This is a genomic window from Cryobacterium sp. Y57, assembly GCF_002929505.1.
GTDB lineage: Bacteria > Actinomycetota > Actinomycetes > Actinomycetales > Microbacteriaceae > Cryobacterium.
Map to the genome: position 1 here is coordinate 1 of NZ_PJJL01000072.1, position 22978 is coordinate 22978.

The following is a 22978-nucleotide window of genomic DNA, read 5'->3' on the forward strand; positions in this document are numbered from 1 at the left end:
TAACCACTAGGTAACGACTACGAGATAACACAAAAAACGGGCTCTCACGGCGTCAGCGGTGAGAGCCCGTTCTGTGCGCCGTCTGGCCGCAGCGCGTAGGCGTTTCATCAGGAGTTCACAGGCGAGCTGTGCATCGAGGTGACCGAGTCATCCAAACCGATCAGGGATGTCGTCACCGCATATGGTGCCGCCCCCGCCTCTGCGAAATTGGCTGGGCTAGTCTCTGAGATTCATGGCGGCACGGAAACGAACTTGAAGCCGTTGGAACGGGCGCGTCGGGAGGACGTTGAGCGGGAAGTTCACGAGTGGAGCGTGAAGAGCGCATTCTTGGAAAAAGTCAGCGTGCACTTCGTGCGGGAGTGCGGTGCTGAGAGTCAGGAAAGCCGTTTTCAAGCTGATTCGGGCGCAGCTGGGTGATCGCTCACCGCGGCCAGAGGACCGTGCCCGCCACGTCCGCGATGGGAATGAACCCGTAATCCCTTGAATCGATCGAAATCGCGCGATTGTCTCCGAGCACGAAAAGATGACCGGCGGGTACTGTTACTCGGTGGAAGAACGTGCCGTCGGTTTGGCGCGAGTCCACGTACTGCTCAGCGATGAGTACGCCGTCAACGTAAAGTGCGCCGTCTCGAATAGCGACAGTTTGTCCTGCGGCACCAGCCACACGTTTCAACGTGCGCTTACCGTCCTCGGGGCTGCGAAAGACCACCATTTGGCCCACGGTCGGGCCGTCAAGCGACGGTACCGCAGAATGAACGAGAACGATGCTCCCCTGCATCACTGTGGGTTCCATGCTGTCGGACACAACCGTCATCGGCGCTGCCACCCACACGCGAAGTGCGAGCATGACAATGGCACCCACCATAATCACCGAGATGATTCTGGTGGGTGCCTTGGTCGCTATGCCTGGGTGTCCCGTACCGGAGGTGCCGCCGAAATCGGGTCGTGGGGGGTCGACGTCGCTTGCAGCTAGCCCGACGCTGAACTGCACCATCATGTCGTGGTTTTCGTGCGGAAGGTTGTGGCAGTGAATCATGTACTTGCCGCGATGCGGGCCGAACTTCATGAGCAGCCTGACGGTTTCGCCCTCTCCCACGTAGACAACGTCCTTCGGCCCCATCTCGGCGGGAAACGGCACTCTGCCATTACGGCCGAGGATCTGAAAGTCCATGAGGTGAATATATATGGGATGAAACCATCCTCCAGAACTATTCTCGAACTCCCAGATTTCTGTCGCGTCTAGCGCGGGGTCGGCGGCCACCTTGGTGAAGCCACTTTCGACGACTTCCTGCCAGGAACCGTCATCGATGGTCCACAGGTTGGTCAAATCATTGCGCTTCACCCGAAAATGCCGAGTCTTGGTTGATTGCGCGGCAAAGAGGCTCATGACCTCGCTGCCGACCAGGGTCGTCGGAATGGTGTTCCACGTCGGATCCATAGTGTCAACCGGGTCGCCGACCACGTCAAACGCCATGATTTTACTGGTGAAGTCGTAGTCAACGTTGTTCCTGTTGGAAAGGTTCCGAAGCTCGATCCGTTGACCAGTCTGATACTTGCGAAAGTCAATGAATACTTCGTACCGCTCAGCGCCCGCGTGTCGGTAGTTTGCGACGCTGCGGGACCGCGGCATGAGCCCACCATCTGTGCCAACAATTACGAGAGGATCTCCCGTGCTGAGCGTGGGCCTGAGGGAACGCGAAATGCTGGCATTGAGAATTCGAAACCGGTAAACGCGTTTCTGTACCTTCATCCTGTACCTTCATCACCGGCCACGGCTTGCCATTGACCAGAATGACATCGCCCCACAGGCCCGAGTGATCGTTGTCGTCGTACCCGAGTGAGCCACCTACTGCGAACATTGCGTCAGTTATGGTGAGCGGCACATCGAAAGGCCCTTGAGGCAGAAGAGCCCGCTCCAGGGGATCGTGCAAGTGATACTGCCCGGCAAGTCCCGAGTAGGCATTCTGCGCCGTGTTATGCACCCCGTGATCGTGATGCGAGAGCGTGCGTGCCGGCTGAAAGTTGGGGTACTGGTAGTCCTTGTAAAAGCCTGGACGCGTGATGTCACTCGCATACCCGTCGTACTGCGGCAACGACGCCGAGCCGTGCAAATGCGTCGACGTTGACAGGGCATGACCATCGAGCGGATGGGTAGCCGGCAGCTTGTTGCGCACTCGGAGCACCACCTTCGTTCCTTGGTCGACGCTGAGGGTCGGTCCGGGAAAAATCCCGTTATAGCCAAGAATTGGCGTTTTCAGGCGCGGCAAGATCGATGCACTCGCGGCGATTTCGGACACAGAGTAATAATTCACTGGCGCGCCGTCGAGCGGGTCGATGTCGACCCGGGTGGGACGAAGGATGGGTGCCTGCACGAGGGGCGTTCTGAACGGCCTCGGCATCTCGCTATAGGGAAGACGGCTGATAGATTTCGCGTTCAGAGTTTCGCGTGGCAGCCAGAAGGCACCCGCAGCACCGATTCCACCTATCAGCAACACCTAACGGCGTGTGATTGTCATTAGTTCTCCTCGGAAATTCGTGTATGACCAAAGGTCTCTCACGGTCCTTGTAGAAACCCTGCTATCAGCAGGTATGCTTCACGCCGCTTCATTGACCCGGCGCAGAAACGAGGAAAGCACCTGCTGCGCCGCTCGCACCGCAGCCCGCGCGTATGAGTCATCCGACGCCTCGAGTGGTCGCACGCTCCCGTTCGTGATGCGTGACAATTGCTTGTTCAGCACAAGGAGCGCCGTCACCGCATCCGAGAGGTCACTGTGACTGTTCGCCGTAGCAATGAGCATCCGCGAGTGAGCCTCTCGCAGGGTCGCGCTAGGCGCGCACCCGAGCTCACGGTCGAGCACCGACCGGTAGCGCGCGAACTCCCTGAGCCCCTCGGCGAGCTGGCCATCTTTCTCGAACCCGAGGATTACCGCAGTCCACGCAGCCTCATTCAACGGGTCATCGAGCAGAGCCTGATTCGCCCAGAAAATGGACTCACCGGTCCTACCGGTGGCGGCGGCCAATGCAGACGCGTACACGCGAGTGTTGGTCACGACAGCGGCGTGTCTGCGGCGCTCCTCCTCTGCCCAGACCGAACTCAACTCGTCAGTGAGAAGGGGACCGGTGGCAATCGAAAGCGCGTCCAGCAGGAGCGGGTATGCGGCCTCTGCGCTCACTCGCTGCGCTTCGCGCACCAGCGAATCAAATCGGGCCAGGTCAAGATCAACTGTCGTACTGTCGATCAGGTATCCACCCGTCGTCGTGCGCAACGGCCCGGTTTTCCCGTATCCTGGCTGCAAGTGCCGTCTCAGCACACTGACGTAACTTTCAACAGACACCATCGCTTTTTGTGGGGGAGCATCACTCCACAAAAGATCAATGAGGCTGCTTTTCGAGACCGGGCGGCCAAAGTTGATAAGCAGAATCTCCAGGATTTGTCGAGGTTTAGGCCCCCCTAAATCTTGGGCGTGGAGCACCGTATTTCCTCGTTGTATTGTTAGCGCGCCAATAATCTTCATGGACATTGTGAAGTCGTTGTCTTGCCGGGGACGAGTGAAAGTCATGGGATTCCTCGGTTTTGATTGGATTTTTCGATCTCCCCATCGTGCTGTCTAGAGCGTCACGGGGCCATCCCCCGCGTTTGGCGTTCGGTATCCCCAAAATTGAGGATCAACTCCCGATGGTGGCGAGAACAGGATCGAAGTTTCGCGCACCCAATCCCTGCATTGATTGGCGAGTTCAGCCGGTGTGATGACCAGCGCCAAGGGCAAATCGGGCCGCGTCCGTTTCGAGAATCAGATCAACCGCCTGGTTGGGAATTTCAAACACTTGCGTCGCGGTGATTACCTCCCCCTGCGCGAGGATTGCCGATTTTGGGTCCGCCCAAAGCAAACGCGATTTGACGGCGCCTTGCCCGGTGATCGTGAAGTCGTTGGCGCTGTACTCAAGCCCCTCCGCTTCGAGCGCGGTCAGTTCGAAGATGACGCGTATCCGGTGAGTCCCATCAGCCGCCGACTCGGTGAGGACAGTGGCGGGTTCTTCAGGCAGCCAGCCGTCGGTTTCAAGTGGTATCACACCGTTGATCCGAGCGATTCCGCCAGACACCGTTCCGGAAGCGCCGAGCAGCGTCCCCTCAAGCTGTTCCCCCGGAATTGCGACGACAATGACAGCAGCAGCAAGAAACAGCGCGCCAAGACCGATCAGGGGGACCTGTAGTCTGCGCCGTCGTCGAAGACTCAAAACGGTGGGCTCACGTATGGTGGCAGCTGCGGTGGGCGTAGGAAAGTCGTTCATGTTCAAATGTTGAACGTCGGCTCTTGGGAAAACCTTGACGAAAGCGAGGAAGGTGACCCGGCTTGAAGTCGATCTCATCCCGCAGGCACTCGCCTTCGCCCTGCTGGGTTTCTAGATTCTTTCACCGTAAATGATGGCTGTGGCATGGTCGGAAAAGATCTGCCAGTCGATTCGTAACGTTTTGAGGCACTGTTCGCCAGTCGCAGATATCGAATAGTACTTACGTTCAGGGCCACCTGTGCCTTCCCTCCTCGCGACAGCTTCCCGACGAGCGTGCTGTCTGAGCAGCGTCGTCGCGATCCCCGGCTACCAGGGAAGAGCATCCGCTACAGTCACATCGAACCTGGCGCGCTTGTTGAACGGCACCAGAAAGGCCTCCGACACGATGTCATCGGCGACTTGGGGACTGATCCACTGAGCCGCATATCGGTGAACTTTGACGGCGTGCCGACCGATCGCTCGATCGCTTTGTTGTCCGTGCTCACGCTTAGTATTGCTTATTCACGAAGAAAAAGTTCACGATTCGACTTTAGAAGCACGGGCAGGACGAGCCTGCATGATCCATTAGGGCTGCGTCTCTCTTGTGATCTAGCTAGACTTGCGGCGCGCTCTGAGTAGACTCGGGCGCATGGCAAACTCACAGCTTCGTGACCGCCCAGCATCACCCGCCTCCCTCGCGTTGTTGATCGGCGGGGGGCTACTGTTAGCCTCGGTCGTTATCACGGTGATCGCTCAGCCTTCGCTCTTCCCGTACGCCGAGACGGTGGGGCCCGCTCTGTTCTCCGCCGCCCTGTTGGTGTTCGCTTTCGGCGTGCGCGGCGAGGGCAGCGTTACAGCGCGCCGCCCGGTCGGCACTATCGCTCTCGCTTTGTTGGCCCTCTGGCTCCTTCTTGGATCTGTGCTGTATGGCGTTATTGGCGATGCCTTCTCGAACGACCCCACTCCGACCGTACTGATGACTTTCGCCTACGCGGACTCGTTCGTGCAATTCGCTCTCGCATTGGTCGCGGTCATGCAGATCGCCCGCCTCGGCGCCGTGCCGGTTCCGTGGAACTGGGTGCCAGCCGGGATCGTGGCGGCACTGACCGTGACCTGGCTGCTACTGCAAGTGCTGGGCGGGGGCTCGGCCACCACATACGGACCCAATCTGGTGACATGGCTCCTGATGGGACTGGATGGCCTCGCCCGGATCGGCGGTACGGTGCTGCTTGGTGTCATCGCCATTGTTCTCGCCGACCGCGTCAATCGCCGGGCGAGTGCCGATGTACTGCTGGTGCCCGAAGCACAGACCTGAGTTAATCCGCCAATTTCTTGTGGAACGTGGGCGCGCCACGGCCGTCCACTGGCAAGGTCTGGCCGCTCCCGGGATGATGCACGCTTACGGCCCGGCCCGGAATCGCCTCGCTATCGTTACGAGCGCCATCGGTGCCCAGCCGGCCGATACGGTTGCGCATGCCTGCAAGCACCCTTACCGCCGATCCTGTCGAACTCACCCGCGAGCTCGTCAGGTGCGCTTCGGTAGCTCCTGATGATCACGGGGCTCTCGCCATCGTGCAATCTGTGGCAGAACGCCTCGGCTTTACCGTTCCGATGACATCGAAGCTGCCCGGTTCCACCTGTTCGTTACGGCAACGACGATTTGCGGAGCTCAGTGTCTCGTCGTTGCTCGCTGGAGTGCTTCTTCAACAAACTGGTCAAATATCTCGGAACAAGTAGCGGTGTCTGGGCCGCCTCCGACAAGGAAGATACTCATGGCCATTAACTGATCGGCGGCGACAGAGTCGGGGACGCAATCGAGATTCCCCCGACCGCCAGCTTGAGCGCGCAAGACCCCGCCCACGGCTACGCCCGGTTTCAGCGAGCTAGCGTGTCCATGAACAGCACGAAGGCGCAGAGGATGACACTCGAAATGACGAGTATCCAGTTGGTGGCGATCAAAAATAGCCGGATGCCGATAGAGATCCGTGGCGTATCGGCCGACGAGGAGCCGGGTGGCACGATGGGGTCGACCTGATCGGAGTGTTGAAACTGGGCCCATAGGGGTGGGGCGATGAGCAGCACGACCGCCACAATAAAGACCGGTAGCGCGGGAACACTGAACACGATCCGGTCCGCTGACCACAGGGATATCAGCACAAAAACCAGCGTTACTGCCATCCCACCTGCCGCCGCCTCGACGAACGCTCTGACCTTACCGTGCGAAAGTGTTCGCTCGATAATGGTGGGGAGGAGTCGTGGCAGGAACGCAATAATAGCGAGCACTAGGACGGTAATCAGAAGCACCCCGAACCCGACTGTCACGTCTGTCTGATGCGTCAGCGGAAGTACCGTCTGGCCGAGCGCCATCAGCCCGACCAGGCCGAGACCGCTGCGCAGGGCGGCACCCCACACCCCTTTCGCGGCATCTGCGGTTGCCGGAAGGCCCAGCTCCGCGGCGTAGTGACGTGCGCTCCCGAAAGATTCCTCGGCCAGAGCCCCGGAGTCGGCCAGAAACTCGCGTGCGGTCGCCACGGCGTCGCCGATCCTCGTGCCGTTGACGTCGAGCAGGCGCAGCTCGATCGTCAGGCCTTCCAACCACTTCTCGTTCTCGGTGTCGCGGTCGTGTGCGTCGCGAATCTTACTGGTCGTCATGATTTGTCCGTCCCCGTGGTTAGTGCGGTGCTGCCTGTGGATGTGTTGTCGAGGTGCGCCAGAACCATGCCCGTAAAGTCGCGCCAGTTAGCGGTCTGGGTTGCCAACTCATCGCGTCCGGCAGTTGTCAGCGACAGGTATTTGCGCTCGGGGCCCCCGGCGCCGACCCGCCACTGGACAGCGATCCAGCCGGCCGCTTCACAACGGGCCAGCAAGGGATACAGCGTGCCGCCCTTGATCGTGCCGAATCCGTTCTCTTCCAACGCGGCCGCAATGGCATACCCGTAGGTCGGACCTGCCGCGAGAGTGCGCAGCACGCACAGGCCGAGGGCGGCCCGCATCCAATCACTTGGCCACTGTTTCGCGCTCATGACATATTCCTCCAACCGCTGCACTCATGACTACATAGTGTCACTGATTAGTCAGACTGTCTACTCGTTACTCGCGGGTCGGGGCCTGCCCCGCTGCGCCGCGAAAGCGGTCGGTCGGTCAAAGTGGCCCCGCTAACCGACGAGTCACCAGCCCTCGCGGAGATTGGCCGCGGCCACGGAGTCGAGCGTGCGGACTGCGCCTCTCCGTGGGAGGCGCATGTGTTGTGGGCTGCACGGCGTCGAAACTTCCTGTCGCAGTTGCTACGCCATTCGCGGTAGCGCGTTTCGTGGCGGTCATCCCGCTCACCTTGCTCACCGCCTGACGAACGATGCGCGTCCCATTTTTCTTCACCAGCCGATTCAACGCCGCGCTCTCGTCTTGATCCCAGATAGGGAACGTTGTGCGGGCGTCCAGATTGACGCTTGCATCGAGGGGAAACGCTTAGCGGTTTGAGCTTTCAAGACGAGCGCCGCGATGACCAGAGCAAGCAAGGAGTGTTCTCAAGTGATTTTCTATGGCCCCCTCGGGATCACGTTAGCGTTCGTACAGGGTGATGACGGAACGATTCGTTTGCTGCGAACTGGTGTCGAAGAACCCCATCGTGTGGAAGGCCGCGTTTATCTTCCGGGCAGCATCGGTACGTGTTGACCCGGCCGTGACAACCCAGATGCGTTCGAGTCCCACCAGCTTCAGCTCAATCTCGTCGAGTGGTCGTGTTTCATCCGAAAAAGTACCCGTCGTCGTGAAAGATGCCTCGAATGCAATGTCTTCGGTGCTGATGAACGCCGCCGGGTAGGCGTAGAGAGCCAGCCGCGGCCTGAGCGTGGATTTACCCGTATCCTGCAAGTAGATTCCGTCGCCCTGGACCGCGTTGAAGTGAATGTAGTCGGCAATCTGGGCGAGATCACTGCCGCCGTCCTTCGCGAACGGTCCTCGCTGGGAGATGTACGTGGGCGCGCTGGCCAACACAAGAACGCCAATCAATGCCCAGACGACGATCGCCCGCGCCGATAGCGTGAAAGCAATCGCCAGAAGAACGGCGACTGCCGGAGCGGTAAAGGAGAGATACCGGGCGTTGTACAGGGGGCCGACAAGGGCATCGGCGGTTAGGAGCACAACAAGCGGAACCGAAAACAAGGACGCAGCAAGCCGAAATGCGCTGCCGTGCGGACCTGACCAAATTCTTCGACACCGAAAAACGAGCACGAGCACGGCGCACCATGCGAGTACCGCAACAAGCCAGGAACTATCAAACGCCGGCTGCGCAAAAATAGTCCATAAAGTGACGACCGGCAGGTCGGATAGCCATGCAATCTGTTCCTTCTGCTGAACGCTCAGAACAAGAATTGGGAGTGCCGCCACCACTGCGCCGGATGCGGCGAACAACCACGCCGCGAGCACGCGGCGCGCGCGATAGTCCAAAAGCAGGAAAACAAGGTGCACAGCAAGGATGAGCACGGTATACAAGAAAATGTAGGTTCCGGCTGCGACAGTGACCGCGTAAAGAGCCCACCAGCGCCAGTCTCTGGTGCGCGCGGCCACCAGAAGGACAACGGTGACCCACACTGCAACCGCTGCACTCAGCGCAAACGAACGAGCTTCGATACCCATGGAGGTCGTGCGCGGGAGCACAGCAAAGATCACACCTGCGATGACGGCAACTCTCAGGCTCGTCATGGACGTGACCAAGATGACCAGCCCTGCAGCCGCAGCGCCAACGGCAAGCGCTGAGAGCGACCGTGTCGCCAACTCGGACTCGCCGAACATACCCACCCAGAGCTTTAGTAGGGAGTAGTACGCGGCGTGCACCGCATCCTTGTGTTCAACAAACGCAAAGAGCTCCTGACAGCTGAGCCGGACCGCCCGGAGTGTCGCGACCTCGTCACTCCAAAAAGCGGGAACCCCGGAGCCAGCGATTGAGGTGACGAGCGCAACCAGGCCAACGACCGCAGCTGCTTGGTTCCTCCTGCCTGGGGAATGAATGCTTACTGCACCCGCGAGGCGGACTCTCGAAACCACAATTGGAAGTGCGTGCACGGTTGGCCCCCTGATCAATTTCTGAGCCTATTCCAGATCCTTTGGCAAGGGCACGCACGTCCCGCAGGCCGAACCTGGGACGGACGGCCTTATCGCGCTACACCGGAGCAGAACACACCACGTCGCAGTCGTGCTTGCCAGTCGAATGCCTTGTGAAGTTCGAGATTCCGAAACAGCGGCTTGGGGAGCGGGGACCGTGGACTGACTTGGCTCGAATAGTTAGGCTTGGACAAACAGGGATGGGGATGAACTGGGATGCGCGTGATTGGCTTGGGCGTTTCGTGCTCAATGGACCACATGTCTAAGGACTCGCTCTCTTTTTCGCTTCAAGAATTTGTGTGCCTTGACGATTCCTCACAAGTTGCCTTTCGGAGTGATCGCGGGTTTGGAATCAGCTACCGCCCCAAGGGCCGTCAGTTGCAGATGGCGGAATCCGAGCTGCGGCATCACGTCTCGATGGCCTTGCTGCCCGATGAGGGAATTGTAAAGGATGCTGGAGAGCGGCTTCCTTGGCATGAATATTGTGAACTTCTGGAACGAATCGGGATAAGCGCATCGATTGAGATCTTGAAGAATAGTCCTTATATTTTGCTTTTCTCTCCCGAAGTGCGGCGACTACTTGACCTGGAGTAGTCGCGGGGACGATCATCCGGTCAGAAGAAAACAATCTGAAAGGAACTACGAGCGTTCCAATGATGAGTGGTGCGACGACCGATTGAATCCGCCGAACCGTCTACGGGCCACTATTCAAGTACTGGATGGCCGAGACACGGGACGGCACGGTGGCGACCTGGGGGCCGGGAGAAACCAGCAGGGGGTCGTCAGGTTGCGGTTGTTGACCCTGATCGGTGTGTTTCAAAGACCATGATCGGCGAGCCGTCGGTAAAGTTCGCCGGTGTCTTCTACCCGGTTGTGCGCGGTCAGTACGATCTGGCCAGGCTCCGCTTGTTTGACGTCGCACCATTCCCAAAGCGGTCCGCTGACGGTGTCGCCCGGGGCCAGCTCTACAGTGGCCCACTCCTCCCAGGCGCGGGCTTGCGGATTACGACTCTCGAATGCCAGCACGCCGCCGCCGCGGAGTGCCTCGCTGATGTCCCTAAGGCTCCGTTCCCACTCATTGTCGGGAATGTGTTGCGCGACGTTCCCGGTCATGACGGCGCAGTCGAACGGCTCGGCTGGTATGTCGCGGCTATCGCCGAGCATCCAGCGCACGGATCGGTTACGATTTCGCACTCAGGCGTTGAGGTCCCTCCAACAAAGTTTGTGTTCTCGCTCGTTTCCCCGTCTTGACGAAGAATTGCATCGGCTACGCACGCCATTGGGAGAAGAGTCTTGAACATCGCAATCATGTCTTCGCGGGACTGGCCTTGCCCAGCTGTCCGGTGGCGAGACTATCTTGAACTGGTATACATCGCATGTATACGTGTCGTGTATAGTTGCGAATATGGACAATACGCAGACTCTCTTGGGGTTGCTCGGAACCGGGCCAAGCTACGGCTAAGACTTGAAGCACGGTTATGACCGGCACTTCGGTTCGGAGAAACCATTAGCGTTCGGGCAGGTCTACGCGACTCTCGCGCGTCTTCTGCGCGATGGCCTGATCGACCTGCTCGGTGAACAAGCGGGAAGTGGCCCGGACCGCAAACGGTATGAGATCACCGAGGTCGGGCGGGCGCGGGTAACTGCTTGGATGTTCACCCCCGATACTCCCGAGCCGTTGCTGCAGAGCAATCTGTTTGCCAAGACGGTGATCGCCTTGCTTTTAGGGGATGACGCGAATCGCCTGTTGGACGTGCAGCGCGCAGCGCACATGAGACGGCTCCGGGAACTGACGGCGGCAAAACGCGGTGCTGATCTCATGAAAATTCTGGTCTGCGACCATGCAATGTTTCACATCGAGGCCGACTTGCGATGGATCGATTTGACGGGTGCGCGACTGACGGAATTGCAGACGCAGGTGACCGGCGCATGAGCATGCAGCTTGCGGGACCGGTGTTGTCAGGTTGAGATCTTCGGGTCGTGTTTGGAGCCACTGAAGCGTTGCGCGGCGTGGACATCGAGATTCATGCCGGTGAGATCGTCGCGGTGATGGGCCCATCTGGGTCAGGTAAATCCACGTTGTTACACGTCTTGGCTGGTGTGTTGAAGCCTGATTCTGGGACCGTCGTTTACCACGAGACCGACATCACTGGTCTCAACGAAGCCGAGCGTTCTGCACTGCGACTTAGTGAGTTCGGATTCGTGTTTCAGTTCGGTCAGCTACTTCCGGATCTAAACGCGATCGATAATGTCACCATCCCCCTGATGCTCGCCGGCATGAAGCGACGCGAGGCACTGCGTCAGTCCGCGACCTGGCTGGATCGCTTGGGCCTGGATGGACACGGCGGTAAGCTCCCTGGCGAGCTCTCGGGCGGGCAGGCGCAGAGAGTCGCAATCGCGCGGGCCCTGGTGACTGCACCCAAGCTGGTATTCGCGGATGAGCCGACGGGATTGTTGGATTCGCTAGCTGCTGAGAACGTGATGGTGACCCTCACCGAGTTGGCGCGGGCGATGGGAACCACCGTGGTGATCATTACCCATGACCCTCGAACGGCTTCGTATGCGGATCGCGAGATCATCGTCCGTGACGGCAGGATCACTGCCGGTCAGACGGCAGAAGCGGCGCACCGATGAGCTTCCAACTCACGAAACTCCTAACGGTAAACAACCGGGACGCGAAAAAGCGCCTGGTTGGAATCTCGGCCGGCGTCGCAATCGGAGTGGCATTGTTGCTGCTGATTTGGGGAGCGTATAACGGCATGCAACAGCGAGAACTTCGCTCCGCTTGGACGCAACTTGGCGGGCAATCGGCCGTGCATCTGACCGATCAGACAAACCCACGCACCGCCGGTCAGGTACTCGCATCGGTTTCTGGGGACTACTACCAGGGTCAGGCCATCACGCGCGTTACGGTCGCCGCGGAATCTGGCGCAACGGTCCGAATTCCGGGTATAGATCACTTTCCCGAGCCCGGAATCTTTCTGGCTTCGCCGGCACTCGCTGCACTCATCAACGCGGTGCCCGCCGATCAGCTCGGCGATCGGTACGGTACCTCCGGCGGCGAAATCCCGAAAGCTGCCTTGGCCAGCCCGGACTCCCTCGTCGTCATCGTCGGGCAGACGCCCGAGCTCCTTGCGACTGATGTGAGCGTCTATGTAGTCAGCGAATTCACTGGAAGCGCCTTTGGGGGAAACTGGGCTTATCTGACCCTCGCGATCATCGGCGGGATCGCCATCCTCATCCCCGTGCTCCTCCTCGTGAGTATCGTGACCGCGCTTGGGGCAACCCAGAGGAGAGAACGGTTTGCCCCTCTCCGACTCGTCGGCGCCACACCCGGCGTCGTGGCGCGCATTGCAGCAACTGAGACCGCAGTGACCAGTCTTGCCGGTGCCTTGGCTGGGGTGATACTGGCACTGATACTGGCGCCATTGGCCGCGCACGTACCGATCGATGGCTTAACGTTCTTCGTTGCCGACATCCTCGTCGACCCAATCAGTGCCACTGTCATCGTTGCCGCCACCGTCGCCGTGACCACGTTCGTCGCCTGGCGGCGCGCACGACGCGCGCGTTTCGGCCCGCTCGGCACCTCGCGCCAAGAGCATGAGCGCCCACCACGAGTGTTCTCCATCGTCCCCCTGGTCGCCAAGATTGTGGCCCTGGTCGCTACAGCAATCGCACTGAGCCACGACATCGTCATTCCAAGTGCCCCAGTCGTCATCCTCGCGGGATTCGTGCTCACCACGATCGGATTATTGATCGCGGGACCATACCTAACTTTTCTAACCAGCCGGATTGCAGCACGGCACGCGCAGAGTGCAGCCAGCGTCATTGCTTTCAACCGCATCCGTCGCCTCCCGCGAACGACCTTTCGTTCGGTCAGCGGCCTCGTCCTGGCCCTCTTCCTGGTGTCGGTCTTTGCTATTGCGGTGACCACAGTCAAAGAAGCCACCGCTGTCGTCGATGACGACGCGCACCTCTCAATGTCAACGCTAATCAACCGTCCGCTCGCCGATCCAACAGATGAGCAGATCGCGGCACTGACCCAAGCGCCCGGGGTGGACCACGTCGGACTCGCCTACTTCAGGTTGCTAGAGCTGGACGGGCCATTCCTCAGCCGTTCCGACGCCGAGCAACTCGGTCTGATCCCCGAGTCGCCCAGTGAGACCGATACGACCGACTTTGTAGCCATGAATCCGGGCTTCGAGAACAGCGAGCCCATCACGGTCACGGCCGCTCCAGCCATCAAGCGGGCCGAGCTAGGAAACTCAATATTACTCATCGCCACAGACGGTACCCCCGCTGGTCTTGAGCAGGCCCGCACCGCCGCCATTATCAGCGGGATCGAATCCTATAATGTGCCAAGCACGCGGGCGGAACTGCAAAGCAACGACACAAACACCCTTGCGAACAGCTTTGCCGGGCTTGCCAACATAGGCATCCTCATCACCGCGCTCATCTCGGTGATCTCACTCGCCGTGGCGACCATCGGAGGCGTCCTCGACCGACGTCGCGTATTCGGTCTGCTTCGGCTCATGGGAATGCCACTTCGCACCCTCCGTCGCATTATCGCCAGTGAAACCGCACTTCCCTTGGGGACCGTGTTCGGCGCGTGTATCGGTCTCGGCATCATCGTCGCCTGGACACTCGTGGCCGGGCTCTCCAACGGAGCACGCACTATCGACTGGCCCGGTCCCTCCTATTACATCGTCATCTCGCTCAGCCTGATTCTTGCCGCGCTTTCGGTACTGACAACATTCATCAGCGCCGAGAAAAACACAGGCATCACGACCACACGATGCGAATAGTCAACCGAGGGTGGCCGAGACCCACAATGTGGAACCGCGCTGTTTCATCATCTCTGTCCGGGGCACCATTCACGCGCCACATCGCCCGGTTCTTTTGTAGGAACATGACTATGGTCTCGGCGCCAGTTGGCTGCCTCAAGCAGCATCGCAGTGAGAAAGTCGATGTCCCCAAGCGCTTTCCGCAACGTTGTCCTGGTGCGCTTTGAACGCAGAACTGTTCTGGAAACACCCGTCGACCTGCTGCACTGCAAGATCGTCGGTCGACGTACCACTGGACGACAGGTATCCATGCTCCGCCCGCGTTCGAGCCGCGTGATCAAAAAGATGCTCAGCGACGACGGCCGCCTAATCCTGATCAAGGCAGACGAGTTACCCATACAGGTGCACTTGGCTCATGCCATGAGTGTATTCGCCGACCGGAGGGCCGTTCGGGGAATGGCGTCTACTGTGGCCCCGTAAGTCGAACGCTTTGCGGGACGGCGCGCCCCTTCCCGTAGTTCCTAAGCCTTGAGTAAACCTGTGGCGATGAACGCTTTACGGTAAATCTCTTTGATGACGAGTTCCTTGCGGGCGTTGTACTGCATGGAATGTTCGCCGGCGGCCCGTGACAAAGCTGCCGCTTCACGCTTGGTATCTGCATAGAGAACGCGATCGTCTGGATTGGCACGAAGCCAGTCGCGAAAGATTCGATGCTTGATTACTTCGGGACTGTCATAGCCAAAGACGTGCAGATGGCAAGCCGGCGCCAAGTGGCGCAGGACGCGATGTCCAAACCACCACGGTTCTCGAACCCGTAGTTCGAAACCGGCACGTTCAAGCGCCGGAACGTATGACGCCTCATCGTTTGGGTCGGCGACGATCAGGTCAATGTCAATAATCGGTTTGGCGGAGAGGCCTGGAACGGAAGTCGAACCAACATGTTCGATGACCAGCGCGTGCCAGCCCAGAGCATCCTCGATGTCCTTGGCGAGTAATTGGAATTGTGCGGGCCATGCAACACTCCAATTGACTATGTCGAAATCCAGTGATGGTCCGGCGCCAGAAACATAGGGGGATTGCCCTTCGGGAACAGATGGTTCGTGAAACGTCACGATATCGTTCGGGTGTGGCATGGCCCTATTCTCACGGATCCTTGCCGCTTCTGAGCTCTGCACGCTCTCCTAGCGGTAAAGCGCTCCGTAAGCCGAACCTTCAACGGGCGGTTTCTCGCTGCCTTTTTAGTGTGGTACCAGTGCGCGGTAAGAGCCTGCCGCGTTTCATCGAGGTGCGGCAGGGGCAGCCCACCGACACGCGCGCCACCGAAGCACGACCCATAACCCGCGAGCCTTGGACTATCTGATCGGTGTCCACATGCGGGACGTCTGAAGGACAATAAAGATGCTCGCGTGCTCAAACGTCAACTGAGTAGTTCAGCTCCAGCTCGTCAGCGGGCACTCCCCGAATGCCCCAGTTCGCACGTGGCGTCTCCGTGATTGTGATTTCCAGATCGTGCGGAGTGACGCCGACGGCTGCAATCTTGCTAATGAGTTCGCGGATGAAGTTTTTCTTCGTTTCCGTCGAGCGACCCTCAAATATGCTGACCTCGACGATGGTGTAGTCGATCGAACGATCCTTGGGCGTGACGAACTTGTGGGGGTCCAGGGTGATGAAACGATGGAATCGCTTTTCAACCGGCAGCTGAAGCGCCGATACCGCCGCCGCGTGGATCGCGTCGGACAGCGAAGAGATGCGCGGAGCAAGCGCCGATTTGTGACCGTAAACAATGATTTGAGCCATACCTCAGTTTCGCAGGTCGCCCAATGTGCGTCGTCCGAGCACACATGAATTGAAGTCCGAAAGGGAACGGCGGATTCAACCGGTCGTCGCAACGATGGGCTTTTCTGGCTCTGACAATAGTCGTTGCCTGGCTTGAGCGGGTGTGCTGCCGTCGAGTGCGGTCGCCATGATAGTTTGCGCTGTATTTCTACCGGAAGGCGCGGCTGATGCCTGCGGTGATCTGAGTGAGAGAGATCCAGTCCAGGAATCGTTGCAGGAGGCACAGCGGTGAGAATAGGAGGGTCTTCCACGTCGGGCCTGCTGTGCCAGATGACGTCGCGCGCACTTGGCAGCCTCCGGCTACCGCCGTGATTTGAATGCTCAGTTCGATTGCGCGACGCCGGGGGAAGTCGGGGTAACTAGACCGCCAGCTGATGCGATTGGGCTGCTCAATAACGAGTAGCTGCATCTGGTGCCGACGAAACCGCTCCTTGACCCGCACCGGGGTTCCGTCGGGTTGATGGGTAGGTGCCAGGACGGCCCAGATGACACCGGGGACGATCTCTGCGGCTGTGTCGACCTCGACCGACCCGATGAGGTAGTGCCATTCCGGGAGCCGGGCCGGGTCGGCAAGCAGGGTCCACACTGCGGCCGACGGGGCAGGCACGAAGATCTCCACGAGAACGCCTCTTTTGTCAGGCGACTTGCGTGTGCCGTTGGAGAGGGGTGTGGGTTGCGCTGCTTCGGCTGCTAACGCAGTTCGCACGGCGTCCGCTGACGTGTCGAGGTGGGCGAGAAGGTCATTCATCAGGCCGCTCGGTTCGGTCAGCAGTGCGCGCAACACCGCCTCCGCGTCGCCGGCGTTCTTGCCGCCAGCAGCCGTCAGCACGTCCATCGCACGAGGGGTCCATTCGTAGCCCCGTGTCTCATGAAAATTGATCCGCTGAGGTTCTGCCGTCATGGTCGTGACGCCGAGACGCTGCAGATGCGCAGCGTTCATCCTGTGAGTGGCATCGCGGACGCCCTCGAGCGAGAGACCGATCGTGCGGAGCGCTCGTCCGGCGAGCTGGTCATTGAGGACCAGGGCCGCAAAGAGGTGCTCCAAATCCCCCACCCGCAGCCCATGCCGCGAGGCTTCTTCCATGCCTGCCTGCGACAGTTGCTGCATAGTAGCGGCGGCAGTCCTGAAAGTGCTCACGGGTTTCTCCTCGGGACGGGGATGGTCGGATCGATACGACGGTGATATTTCTTGTGCACAGCCTGCCGCGTTACGCCAAGTGCTGCGGCGATCTCCGACCAGCTCAATCCGACGCGGAGAGCAGCTTCCACTTCTCGCAGCTCGAGCGCGTCAGCGTAGGCTCGGAGGGCGACGACAGCACGCAAACCGCTCCGCGGGTCGTTCCCGGATTCCGAGGCCTCTGCCGTGTCGTCATTCTCCACTCTGTTAACCTAAGTTGCTTGATCAAAATAAGCAACTCAAGTTGCGTGATTGTGTACAGGTGACATGCTCGACGCCGTTCGACGCCGTCCTGTTGCCGGCGCTACTTGGCGCAGCCGCCGTTACTTGACCCGGCGCGACCACGGTTCGTGATGGCTGTTGGCCGCCATCAAGACTCTCCCCGACCACTTGGCTAAGACTCTGACGCGGGATCAGGGAACCGAGCTGGCCCAGCACCGGCAGATCACGCTGGCCACCACAATAGCTATCGACAACTGTGATCCACATACGCCGTGGCAGCGAGGCACCAACGAAAACACCAACGGGCTGCTGCGCCAATATTTCCCCACAGGCACCGACTTATCCGTTCATTCGCCCGAGCGGCTACTCGAAGTCGCTACCGCACTCAACAACCGACCCCGCAAAACACTCGATGGCAGCACACCCGCTCAAGCCAAGCAACGACCATTGTCAGAGCCAGAAAAGCCCATCGTTGCGACGACCGATTGAATTCGCCGAACCCCTAATGGGACGACCGGAATTTGAATCCAATTACCGCGCCCACGTTGGAGGACTCTCGCAGATCGGCAGGGGAGATTGCCCTGTTTTCCTGTTTTTATCTGTTTACCGAATCCGCTGCACGAGGTAATCGCTGCTCACGTAGTGCACTATTCCGTCCTCGAATACAATTCCGCCCCGAGAAACGTTGATATTGACTTCGGACTCCTGAAGATATCCGCTGACGGGCTCGTTGGTGCCAGACGATCCAAGACTAATCAGGTAGGCCTTCTTGACCTCCCTTTGCTCAGCTGTCATCTCAAGCGCGGCAAAAACAGCGATTTGGCCGCTGTTGGACACACCGTATTCGCACACGAGCCCGTCATTCTCAACCATGAATTGCATGTTGTCGTTCCACATGCTGAAAACGATGGGGCGCAGACTCTCTGCCTCAAAGTCCGCATACGCGGCGGGTAGCAGGAGCATGTCACAGTCGACTGCGACGGGAGAGTCATTCCTCAGGAGAACCTGGTGACCCGATTATGCGTGGTCCAGGGCGTCAGATTACAGTGCGCGAGTTTGATGACCTCCCACGCTTTTTCGACCTCTTTAGAATGGAACCACTTGTAGCCCACTCGTGCTGCCTGTGCCGACGAGTCAAATCTGTTTCTTTAGTAATCGGTGGCCATTCTCGCCAGGATCGGTAACAGACTGGTAGGACAAGTAACAGGCTGGTATGACAATGGTGGCTCCTCCAAGCAAGCTGTTTTCATCGTCTACTTGCACGAAGAAGAGAGAGCTTCGTGAGTTGGGGACTGAATGTTAGTGATTGGGAGATGTCACGTGGCGGGCAAAAGCAACAAGCAACCCGCATCCAGGCAGTCTCGGTTGCCCAATGACGGCCGCGCGGGCCTTGTGCCGGCATACCGCGCCTGTACCCAATCGGCTTCTGATCCAGATGTCCACCACCCCCACCGTGTCAACCCCGTACAGGGACGTGCTGGCGATAGAACGTGCAACTCAATCACAGGTTGTGTAAAAGTAAATAGCGGCGAAAACGATGCAAATTAGCGAGCAACAAGGAGTGTCTAATAAACGAACGTTTATTGGGATTGCTGCGGTTAATCAATTTGGTAACTGGTTGACTTTTCTTTCGGTCATCGTGTTTGCACAGCAAACATATGGCTCAGCAGCAAGTGCTCTGATATTCCTCGCGCAAACCGTGCCGGCATTACTTGCGGCCCGCTCAATCAGTGATCGGATTCCTGTTAGGTACATTCGGTCTGCCTGGATACTTGGACAAGTTGCTTTGGCCGGAATCACCCTAGGAATAGCCTTCACTTATCACTACTTTGCTGTGATTCTTGCTTATGTAGCCATTTCGATGATGATTCGTGCGGTTCTCAATCCGCTATATATGGCGCTTCTGGTGGAGTCCGTTCCTCAGCCCCAACGACAATCGACGCTCACGGGAGTCGGTGCAGCAGGTTCTCTCGCAGTCGTGATCTCACCTGCTTTAGGGGGCTTGCTGCTTGCGACCGTGGGGCCGACCTACTTGTTCTTACTTGACGCTGCAACCTTCGTAGCTGTCAGCCTCTGGATGCTGATGACGAAAGGGGTCAAGTCGCCAAAGAGCGGTAACCCGCGAACAAGTCACTGGCGGAGTGGTTTGCCGTCACCTCGTGCTTTAGCTCGTGCGCCAGGCTTGGCGAATCGGCATGTCTGGGGTTTCCCGGCGTTGGCTGCCTGGATCTTCTTGCTTTTCGTGGGGGCATTGTTGAATGCACTTGAAACACCCTTGAGTTTCACCATGCTTCACGTATCTGAAGCCGAGTTTGGCTGGATCTTGGCATGTTTTGGCGCTGGTGGTTTGTTGGTACTTATCGCTTCACTATTTTCTGAGACCAAACTATTGAGGCCAGGACTCGCGGTGGTGGGGTATGCCTTCGGGCTCCTCGTGTGGATGGTATTGCCCACTTTTGGACCGTATCTCGGTTTCTTCATCGCGGGACTCTCGGCAGCAACCCTTTCTGGCTGGGTAAGGACTTCGATGGACGCGTGGTCACAAACCAACAATATTGATGCCAAACTGGTGTGGGGCTGGGCTAATCAATCCACACTTTTTGTGAATTTAGTGAGCTATGTCCTGGCTTCTGTTCTTTTTGGTTTAGGGCTTTCCCCGATCTATCTTGCGGCACTGCTCTTTCTCGCATTCGTACCATTGGCCGCATCTGTTCATAGGCAACTCAGAGCGAGCAGACGATTGTGATTTTTCCACAATTAGCAACCCGCATCCTGATGGGCCTGTCGTGTTGTGGCTCATTCGACAGGCTTTCTTCGCTGAACTGGGGAGCTTCCGAAGTTGGCCGATGTGTAACTCAGTGAGCTTCTATCGAGTGCAACTTTGAGGTCGAGGTGCGACCGATGAGCATCAGAGTGGTTCGAGCTCGACGTCCTGATCGCGGTCGGTGGCGTTGACGTCGATGTGCAGCCGAGACTTGCCCTTTTCCGGCTCATCCCTGCGACTGAGGATGATCGTCGGCTGCGCACCTCCGAACCCTTCGCGCGGCCCGATCTCCACCGTGCCGTCATCCTCGCGATCGAGCACGACAAAGTCCAGGACCTCGCACCAGAACCGCGCCAGCAACTCAGGGTCGCGGCAACCGAGCACGACCTCACTGATACGAGATGCCATGTACAAAACCTGCTTTCAGCCTTGGAACTGCCGGAGAGGTCACACGCGAATTTTATGGGCTCCTAGCAATCAAAACAGTGCCTGATATTACCGAACGAGCCGGTGTACGGGCAAGATGATCTCAGCGCCGCCGCTGTGCGAGCAGCCGGGTAAGGCGGTTGGCCAGGCAGTAGTGAAGCTGACCATGCTGTCGTCGCAAGTTTCTCTCACGGATGAAGACGGAAATGTGCTTCCAACACACTTCAAAACCATTTCGCTGCGCGTATCGCGGTGATGGAATATATCGAATCCTGGTAGAAGCGGCGCCGATCCCCACTCCCACAACGGAGGACGACAACCAACTGCCGCGCTGGCCGTGCACCACACTCGCAGCCAAACGGCAGTGGCGTAGAGAAGTAACACATCAGATTGTCTCGAGAACTTGACGGGCGCACTACGCCTGTCAGCGCATGCATCGCTGAGTAAAGGAGTGCAACGGAGAGCCGCTTGCTCGCAGCGTCTGCAAAAACACCGAGTAGGACCTCCTCCTTGCCTGTGACAACGACCTGGGGCACCCGCAGAGCGGACTCAAGCTGTGCAAGTTAGAGCCCTTCCACATGACAGGCCACGGCTGCGGTCAACGGCGCCGTGTAGTTGTCGTTACCGGTGCCGATGGAAGAGGGACCAAGACAGAGTACGTCGGCGGAAGATCAACTGCGGCTGGGTTTACCTCGTGACTCGGAGTGCTCATGGCGCCGTGTCCACCACGGTCGTCTCGATCGCGGTCAGCGACATCTGTTCGCTGACTCCCCATCCGAAGAGCGTTGTGCCGCTCATGGTCCGTTCGCCGATGACGAGGCCGGTGTCGGGATCGATGATGATTTCTTGGCGCTGTCCCGCTCTGAGCATCTCGTTCCGGCCGATCGCGATTCCGGTCACGCCGTCGAGATTGGCGACGTCGTCGGTGGCCGTAACTCCAGATATGCGAGAGAGCGCGTCGAGGAGAGCGGCGCGCTGTGGAGCCGGAACGAGACCGGAGCGGAGGATGTCCGTGATGCGCCCGAAGTTATCCTCGTCTCGGGATGCCGACCCACCGTTGTACTGAGCGTCGATCCACTCATACGCTGCGGCGCCGTCGAGGGGAATGTCTGCAAAGACGACATTCACCCATGAAGAATCCGGCCCATAAAAACGCCCGTCGACCGCTCGGGTTGTCTCGATCGACTCGCCGGTGAGCACGCCAGACATGTTGCCCCAATCACGGTAGAGCGTCCATTCCGCCCCGGGATCGGCGGGCATATACACGTCCAGGATCTGATCGTTCGGCTCGCAGCCTGTGTTATCGCAGACCCCCCAGCGAGCGTGCGTGTGTGAACGAAGGTACTGGTCGGAGCCAGCCACAAGATCTGCATAGTGGATGGTCTGGATGGCCGCGGACCGCAGCACGTCACTCGCGTAGGCCGACTGCGCGTTCAGAGTGACGTTACCCGCCACAAGGACGCCCGTCATCGCGGCGGCCACTCCCGCAGCAGCCCAGGTCAGCCGCGGCATCCAGCGCCGCTTCTTTCGATGCTGCGCCGTCGCGTAAGTCGCGTCGTCCGCGATGCGGCCGAGAAGCGCGGCCCGCCCCGCGGTCAACGCTGTCGGGCTCGGTTCGCGCGAGTCGTCACGCGTGTTGCGGAGCAGTGTCAGTTCGTCCATGGTCCGTCTCCTGTTCGAGGGTTTCGATGCCTGCGGCGCGGCGCAGCTGGCGCCGTGCCCGATTCAGTCGTGAGCGCACTGTTCCGACCGGTACTTCCATCGCTGTGGCGATCGAGGCGTAGTCGAGGTTGCCCCACGCGTAGAGCAGCAGGGTGTCGCGATCGATCTCCGGCAGTCGCCGCAGCGCCTTCGCCAACCGCTGGGTGAGGCGGTGAGCGTCAATACGTGCGCCGGCCAGGTCAATGAGGTCAGGGACGATCTGCGCCGCGAGGTCCGCTGTCATCCCCTTCCACGCCGTCGCCTCCAAGCGGACATGCTTCCGCATCAGCCGCGTGGCAATACCCAGCAACCATGGGCGCGCATCGACCACCGTCACGTCGTAGGCCGCCCTCCGCTCGAATGCCACCAGGAACGTCTCCGACATCACATCGTCCGCAGCGTGGTCGCCCAGCCGCTGTGCGGCATACCGGAAAACTGATGGCGCGTGACGGTCGTACAACGTCGCGAACACGGCCGGCTCACGCGCCGACCGCTCTATTACGTCGTTATCAGGGCTCATATTCGTATTGCTCGATTCAATCGATTGGGTTCACACCAATCTTGCTGCGCGCGAGCGTCCACGAGCGGAGGCGTTCTCCCGCGAGCTCGTCCAAGCATCGATGAACTCGATACTGTCCCATTGGAGGTGCTGCGGATCTTCCAGAGTGTCCACGGGTTTTGAGAAACTCAGGTTCCAAG

21 protein-coding genes and 3 pseudogenes are annotated in these 22978 nt (G+C 59.1%); 7 read left to right on the top strand and 17 right to left on the bottom strand.

Annotated elements, in window-relative coordinates; all coding sequences use genetic code 11:
* Positions 1-421: 421 nt before the first annotated feature.
* The 5 genes and pseudogenes from lepB to CXY72_RS15650 all read right to left on the bottom strand — a co-directional run bounded on the left by lepB (position 422) and on the right by CXY72_RS15650 (position 4290).
* The gene (gene lepB, locus CXY72_RS20215) at positions 422-1630 is read right to left on the bottom strand and encodes a signal peptidase I (RefSeq protein ID WP_233197882.1); all 1209 of its coding nucleotides are present in this window, start codon (positions 1628-1630) and stop codon (positions 422-424) included.
* Positions 1584-2297: a multicopper oxidase family protein gene (locus CXY72_RS20220; RefSeq protein WP_233197883.1), complete on the bottom strand. Its 714-nt coding sequence runs from the start codon at positions 2295-2297 to the stop codon at positions 1584-1586. Before CXY72_RS20220 ends, lepB begins: the two co-directional genes overlap by 47 nt.
* A 297-nt stretch (positions 2298-2594) precedes the next feature.
* Positions 2595-3266 (bottom strand): bacterial transcriptional activator domain-containing protein, encoded by a 672-nt coding sequence (locus CXY72_RS15645; protein ID WP_233197884.1) that lies wholly within the window; start codon positions 3264-3266, stop codon positions 2595-2597.
* 3 nt (positions 3267-3269) lie between these two features.
* Positions 3270-3560, bottom strand: a pseudogene (locus CXY72_RS20710) (winged helix-turn-helix domain-containing protein); the annotation flags it as partial.
* 175 nt (positions 3561-3735) lie between these two features.
* A complete protein-coding gene (locus CXY72_RS15650) occupies positions 3736-4290 on the bottom strand; it encodes a hypothetical protein (RefSeq protein WP_104128620.1) in 555 nt (184 codons plus the stop codon).
* A 628-nt stretch (positions 4291-4918) separates the two neighbouring features.
* Here CXY72_RS15650 and CXY72_RS15655 point away from each other — a divergent pair.
* Complete coding sequence (locus CXY72_RS15655; protein ID WP_104128621.1) at positions 4919-5584, top strand: hypothetical protein; 666 nt, start codon at positions 4919-4921, stop codon at positions 5582-5584.
* Positions 5585-6144: 560 nt separating this feature from the next.
* Here the strand turns inward: CXY72_RS15655 and CXY72_RS15660 are convergent.
* From CXY72_RS15660 to CXY72_RS15670, 3 genes are all read right to left on the bottom strand, one after another.
* Positions 6145-6921 carry a hypothetical protein gene (locus tag CXY72_RS15660; RefSeq protein ID WP_104128622.1) on the bottom strand — a complete coding sequence of 259 codons (777 nt, stop codon included), beginning with the start codon at positions 6919-6921 and terminating at the stop codon, positions 6145-6147.
* The gene (locus CXY72_RS15665; RefSeq protein WP_104128623.1) at positions 6918-7292 is read right to left on the bottom strand and encodes a PadR family transcriptional regulator; all 375 of its coding nucleotides are present in this window, start codon (positions 7290-7292) and stop codon (positions 6918-6920) included. The genes CXY72_RS15660 and CXY72_RS15665 overlap by 4 nt, the downstream gene beginning before the upstream one ends.
* A gap of 535 nt (positions 7293-7827) precedes the next feature.
* Positions 7828-9102 carry a glycosyltransferase family 39 protein gene (locus tag CXY72_RS15670; protein ID WP_104128624.1) on the bottom strand — a complete coding sequence of 425 codons (1275 nt, stop codon included), beginning with the start codon at positions 9100-9102 and terminating at the stop codon, positions 7828-7830.
* Positions 9103-9627: 525 nt separating this feature from the next.
* Here CXY72_RS15670 and CXY72_RS15675 point away from each other — a divergent pair.
* On the top strand, positions 9628-9963 hold the full coding sequence (locus CXY72_RS15675) for a hypothetical protein (RefSeq protein WP_146071207.1): 336 nt from the start codon (positions 9628-9630) through the stop codon (positions 9961-9963).
* Between the two features lie 222 nt (positions 9964-10185).
* Here the strand turns inward: CXY72_RS15675 and CXY72_RS15680 are convergent, their stop codons facing one another.
* A complete protein-coding gene (locus tag CXY72_RS15680) occupies positions 10186-10563 on the bottom strand; it encodes a class I SAM-dependent methyltransferase (RefSeq protein WP_158252604.1) in 378 nt (125 codons plus the stop codon).
* A gap of 271 nt (positions 10564-10834) precedes the next feature.
* Here CXY72_RS15680 and CXY72_RS15685 point away from each other — a divergent pair, with 271 nt between their 5' ends.
* The 3 genes from CXY72_RS15685 to CXY72_RS15695 all read left to right on the top strand — a co-directional run bounded on the left by CXY72_RS15685 (position 10835) and on the right by CXY72_RS15695 (position 14174).
* Positions 10835-11302: a PadR family transcriptional regulator gene (locus tag CXY72_RS15685; protein WP_233197885.1), complete on the top strand. Its 468-nt coding sequence runs from the start codon at positions 10835-10837 to the stop codon at positions 11300-11302.
* A gap of 77 nt (positions 11303-11379) precedes the next feature.
* Positions 11380-12003, top strand: a complete 624-nt coding sequence (locus CXY72_RS15690; RefSeq protein WP_233197886.1) for an ABC transporter ATP-binding protein — start codon at positions 11380-11382, stop codon at positions 12001-12003.
* A complete protein-coding gene (locus CXY72_RS15695; RefSeq protein ID WP_104128628.1) occupies positions 12000-14174 on the top strand; it encodes an FtsX-like permease family protein in 2175 nt (724 codons plus the stop codon). The genes CXY72_RS15690 and CXY72_RS15695 overlap by 4 nt, the downstream gene beginning before the upstream one ends.
* Positions 14175-14674: 500 nt before the next feature.
* On the opposite strand, the gene CXY72_RS15705 is transcribed toward CXY72_RS15695, so the two are convergent.
* The 4 genes from CXY72_RS15705 to CXY72_RS20225 all read right to left on the bottom strand — a co-directional run bounded on the left by CXY72_RS15705 (position 14675) and on the right by CXY72_RS20225 (position 17369).
* Positions 14675-15286, bottom strand: a complete 612-nt coding sequence (locus CXY72_RS15705; RefSeq protein ID WP_104128630.1) for a GrpB family protein — start codon at positions 15284-15286, stop codon at positions 14675-14677.
* Between the two features lie 277 nt (positions 15287-15563).
* Positions 15564-15950 carry a tautomerase family protein gene (locus tag CXY72_RS15710; protein ID WP_104128631.1) on the bottom strand — a complete coding sequence of 129 codons (387 nt, stop codon included), beginning with the start codon at positions 15948-15950 and terminating at the stop codon, positions 15564-15566.
* A 187-nt stretch (positions 15951-16137) separates the two neighbouring features.
* Positions 16138-17127: an SRPBCC domain-containing protein gene (locus CXY72_RS15715; protein ID WP_146071209.1), complete on the bottom strand. Its 990-nt coding sequence runs from the start codon at positions 17125-17127 to the stop codon at positions 16138-16140.
* Positions 17124-17369: a hypothetical protein gene (locus CXY72_RS20225; RefSeq protein WP_104128633.1), complete on the bottom strand. Its 246-nt coding sequence runs from the start codon at positions 17367-17369 to the stop codon at positions 17124-17126. The genes CXY72_RS15715 and CXY72_RS20225 overlap by 4 nt, the downstream gene beginning before the upstream one ends.
* A gap of 154 nt (positions 17370-17523) precedes the next feature.
* Here CXY72_RS20225 and CXY72_RS15725 point away from each other — a divergent pair.
* Positions 17524-17877, top strand: a pseudogene (locus tag CXY72_RS15725) (IS30 family transposase); the annotation flags it as partial.
* Positions 17878-17991: 114 nt separating this feature from the next.
* Here the strand turns inward: CXY72_RS15725 and CXY72_RS15730 are convergent.
* Positions 17992-18351, bottom strand: coding sequence for a hypothetical protein (locus tag CXY72_RS15730; protein WP_104128634.1), 360 nt, complete (start codon positions 18349-18351; stop codon positions 17992-17994).
* A 574-nt stretch (positions 18352-18925) separates the two neighbouring features.
* On the opposite strand from CXY72_RS15730, the gene CXY72_RS19335 reads away from it, so the two are divergent.
* Positions 18926-20134, top strand: a complete 1209-nt coding sequence (locus CXY72_RS19335) for an MFS transporter (RefSeq protein WP_146071210.1) — start codon at positions 18926-18928, stop codon at positions 20132-20134.
* 165 nt (positions 20135-20299) lie between these two features.
* Here CXY72_RS19335 and CXY72_RS15735 read toward each other — a convergent pair.
* The 3 genes and pseudogenes from CXY72_RS15735 to CXY72_RS15745 all read right to left on the bottom strand — a co-directional run.
* Positions 20300-20560: pseudogene (locus CXY72_RS15735) on the bottom strand (VOC family protein); the annotation flags it as partial.
* Between the two features lie 726 nt (positions 20561-21286).
* Positions 21287-22240 carry a hypothetical protein gene (locus CXY72_RS15740; RefSeq protein ID WP_104128635.1) on the bottom strand — a complete coding sequence of 318 codons (954 nt, stop codon included), beginning with the start codon at positions 22238-22240 and terminating at the stop codon, positions 21287-21289.
* Positions 22206-22799, bottom strand: a complete 594-nt coding sequence (locus CXY72_RS15745; protein ID WP_104128636.1) for an RNA polymerase sigma factor — start codon at positions 22797-22799, stop codon at positions 22206-22208. The genes CXY72_RS15740 and CXY72_RS15745 overlap by 35 nt, the downstream gene beginning before the upstream one ends.
* Positions 22800-22978: the final 179 nt, after the last annotated feature.

What these genes read in the sequence shown, in the direction of transcription:
- lepB (WP_233197882.1), bottom strand. Translation starts at nt 1,630, where the DNA reads ATGCCGCGGTCCCGCAGCGTCGCAAACTACCGACACGCGGGCGCTGAG.
- CXY72_RS15650 (WP_104128620.1), bottom strand. Translation starts at nt 4,290, where the DNA reads ATGAACGACTTTCCTACGCCCACCGCAGCTGCCACCATACGTGAGCCC.
- CXY72_RS15655 (WP_104128621.1), top strand. Translation starts at nt 4,919, where the DNA reads ATGGCAAACTCACAGCTTCGTGACCGCCCAGCATCACCCGCCTCCCTC.
- CXY72_RS15660 (WP_104128622.1), bottom strand. Translation starts at nt 6,921, where the DNA reads ATGACGACCAGTAAGATTCGCGACGCACACGACCGCGACACCGAGAAC.
- CXY72_RS15665 (WP_104128623.1), bottom strand. Translation starts at nt 7,292, where the DNA reads ATGAGCGCGAAACAGTGGCCAAGTGATTGGATGCGGGCCGCCCTCGGC.
- CXY72_RS15675 (WP_146071207.1), top strand. Translation starts at nt 9,628, where the DNA reads ATGTCTAAGGACTCGCTCTCTTTTTCGCTTCAAGAATTTGTGTGCCTT.
- CXY72_RS15695 (WP_104128628.1), top strand. Translation starts at nt 12,000, where the DNA reads ATGAGCTTCCAACTCACGAAACTCCTAACGGTAAACAACCGGGACGCG.
- CXY72_RS15705 (WP_104128630.1), bottom strand. Translation starts at nt 15,286, where the DNA reads ATGCCACACCCGAACGATATCGTGACGTTTCACGAACCATCTGTTCCC.
- CXY72_RS15710 (WP_104128631.1), bottom strand. Translation starts at nt 15,950, where the DNA reads ATGGCTCAAATCATTGTTTACGGTCACAAATCGGCGCTTGCTCCGCGC.
- CXY72_RS15730 (WP_104128634.1), bottom strand. Translation starts at nt 18,351, where the DNA reads ATGCTCCTGCTACCCGCCGCGTATGCGGACTTTGAGGCAGAGAGTCTG.
- CXY72_RS19335 (WP_146071210.1), top strand. Translation starts at nt 18,926, where the DNA reads ATGCAAATTAGCGAGCAACAAGGAGTGTCTAATAAACGAACGTTTATT.
- CXY72_RS15740 (WP_104128635.1), bottom strand. Translation starts at nt 22,240, where the DNA reads ATGGACGAACTGACACTGCTCCGCAACACGCGTGACGACTCGCGCGAA.
- CXY72_RS15745 (WP_104128636.1), bottom strand. Translation starts at nt 22,799, where the DNA reads ATGAGCCCTGATAACGACGTAATAGAGCGGTCGGCGCGTGAGCCGGCC.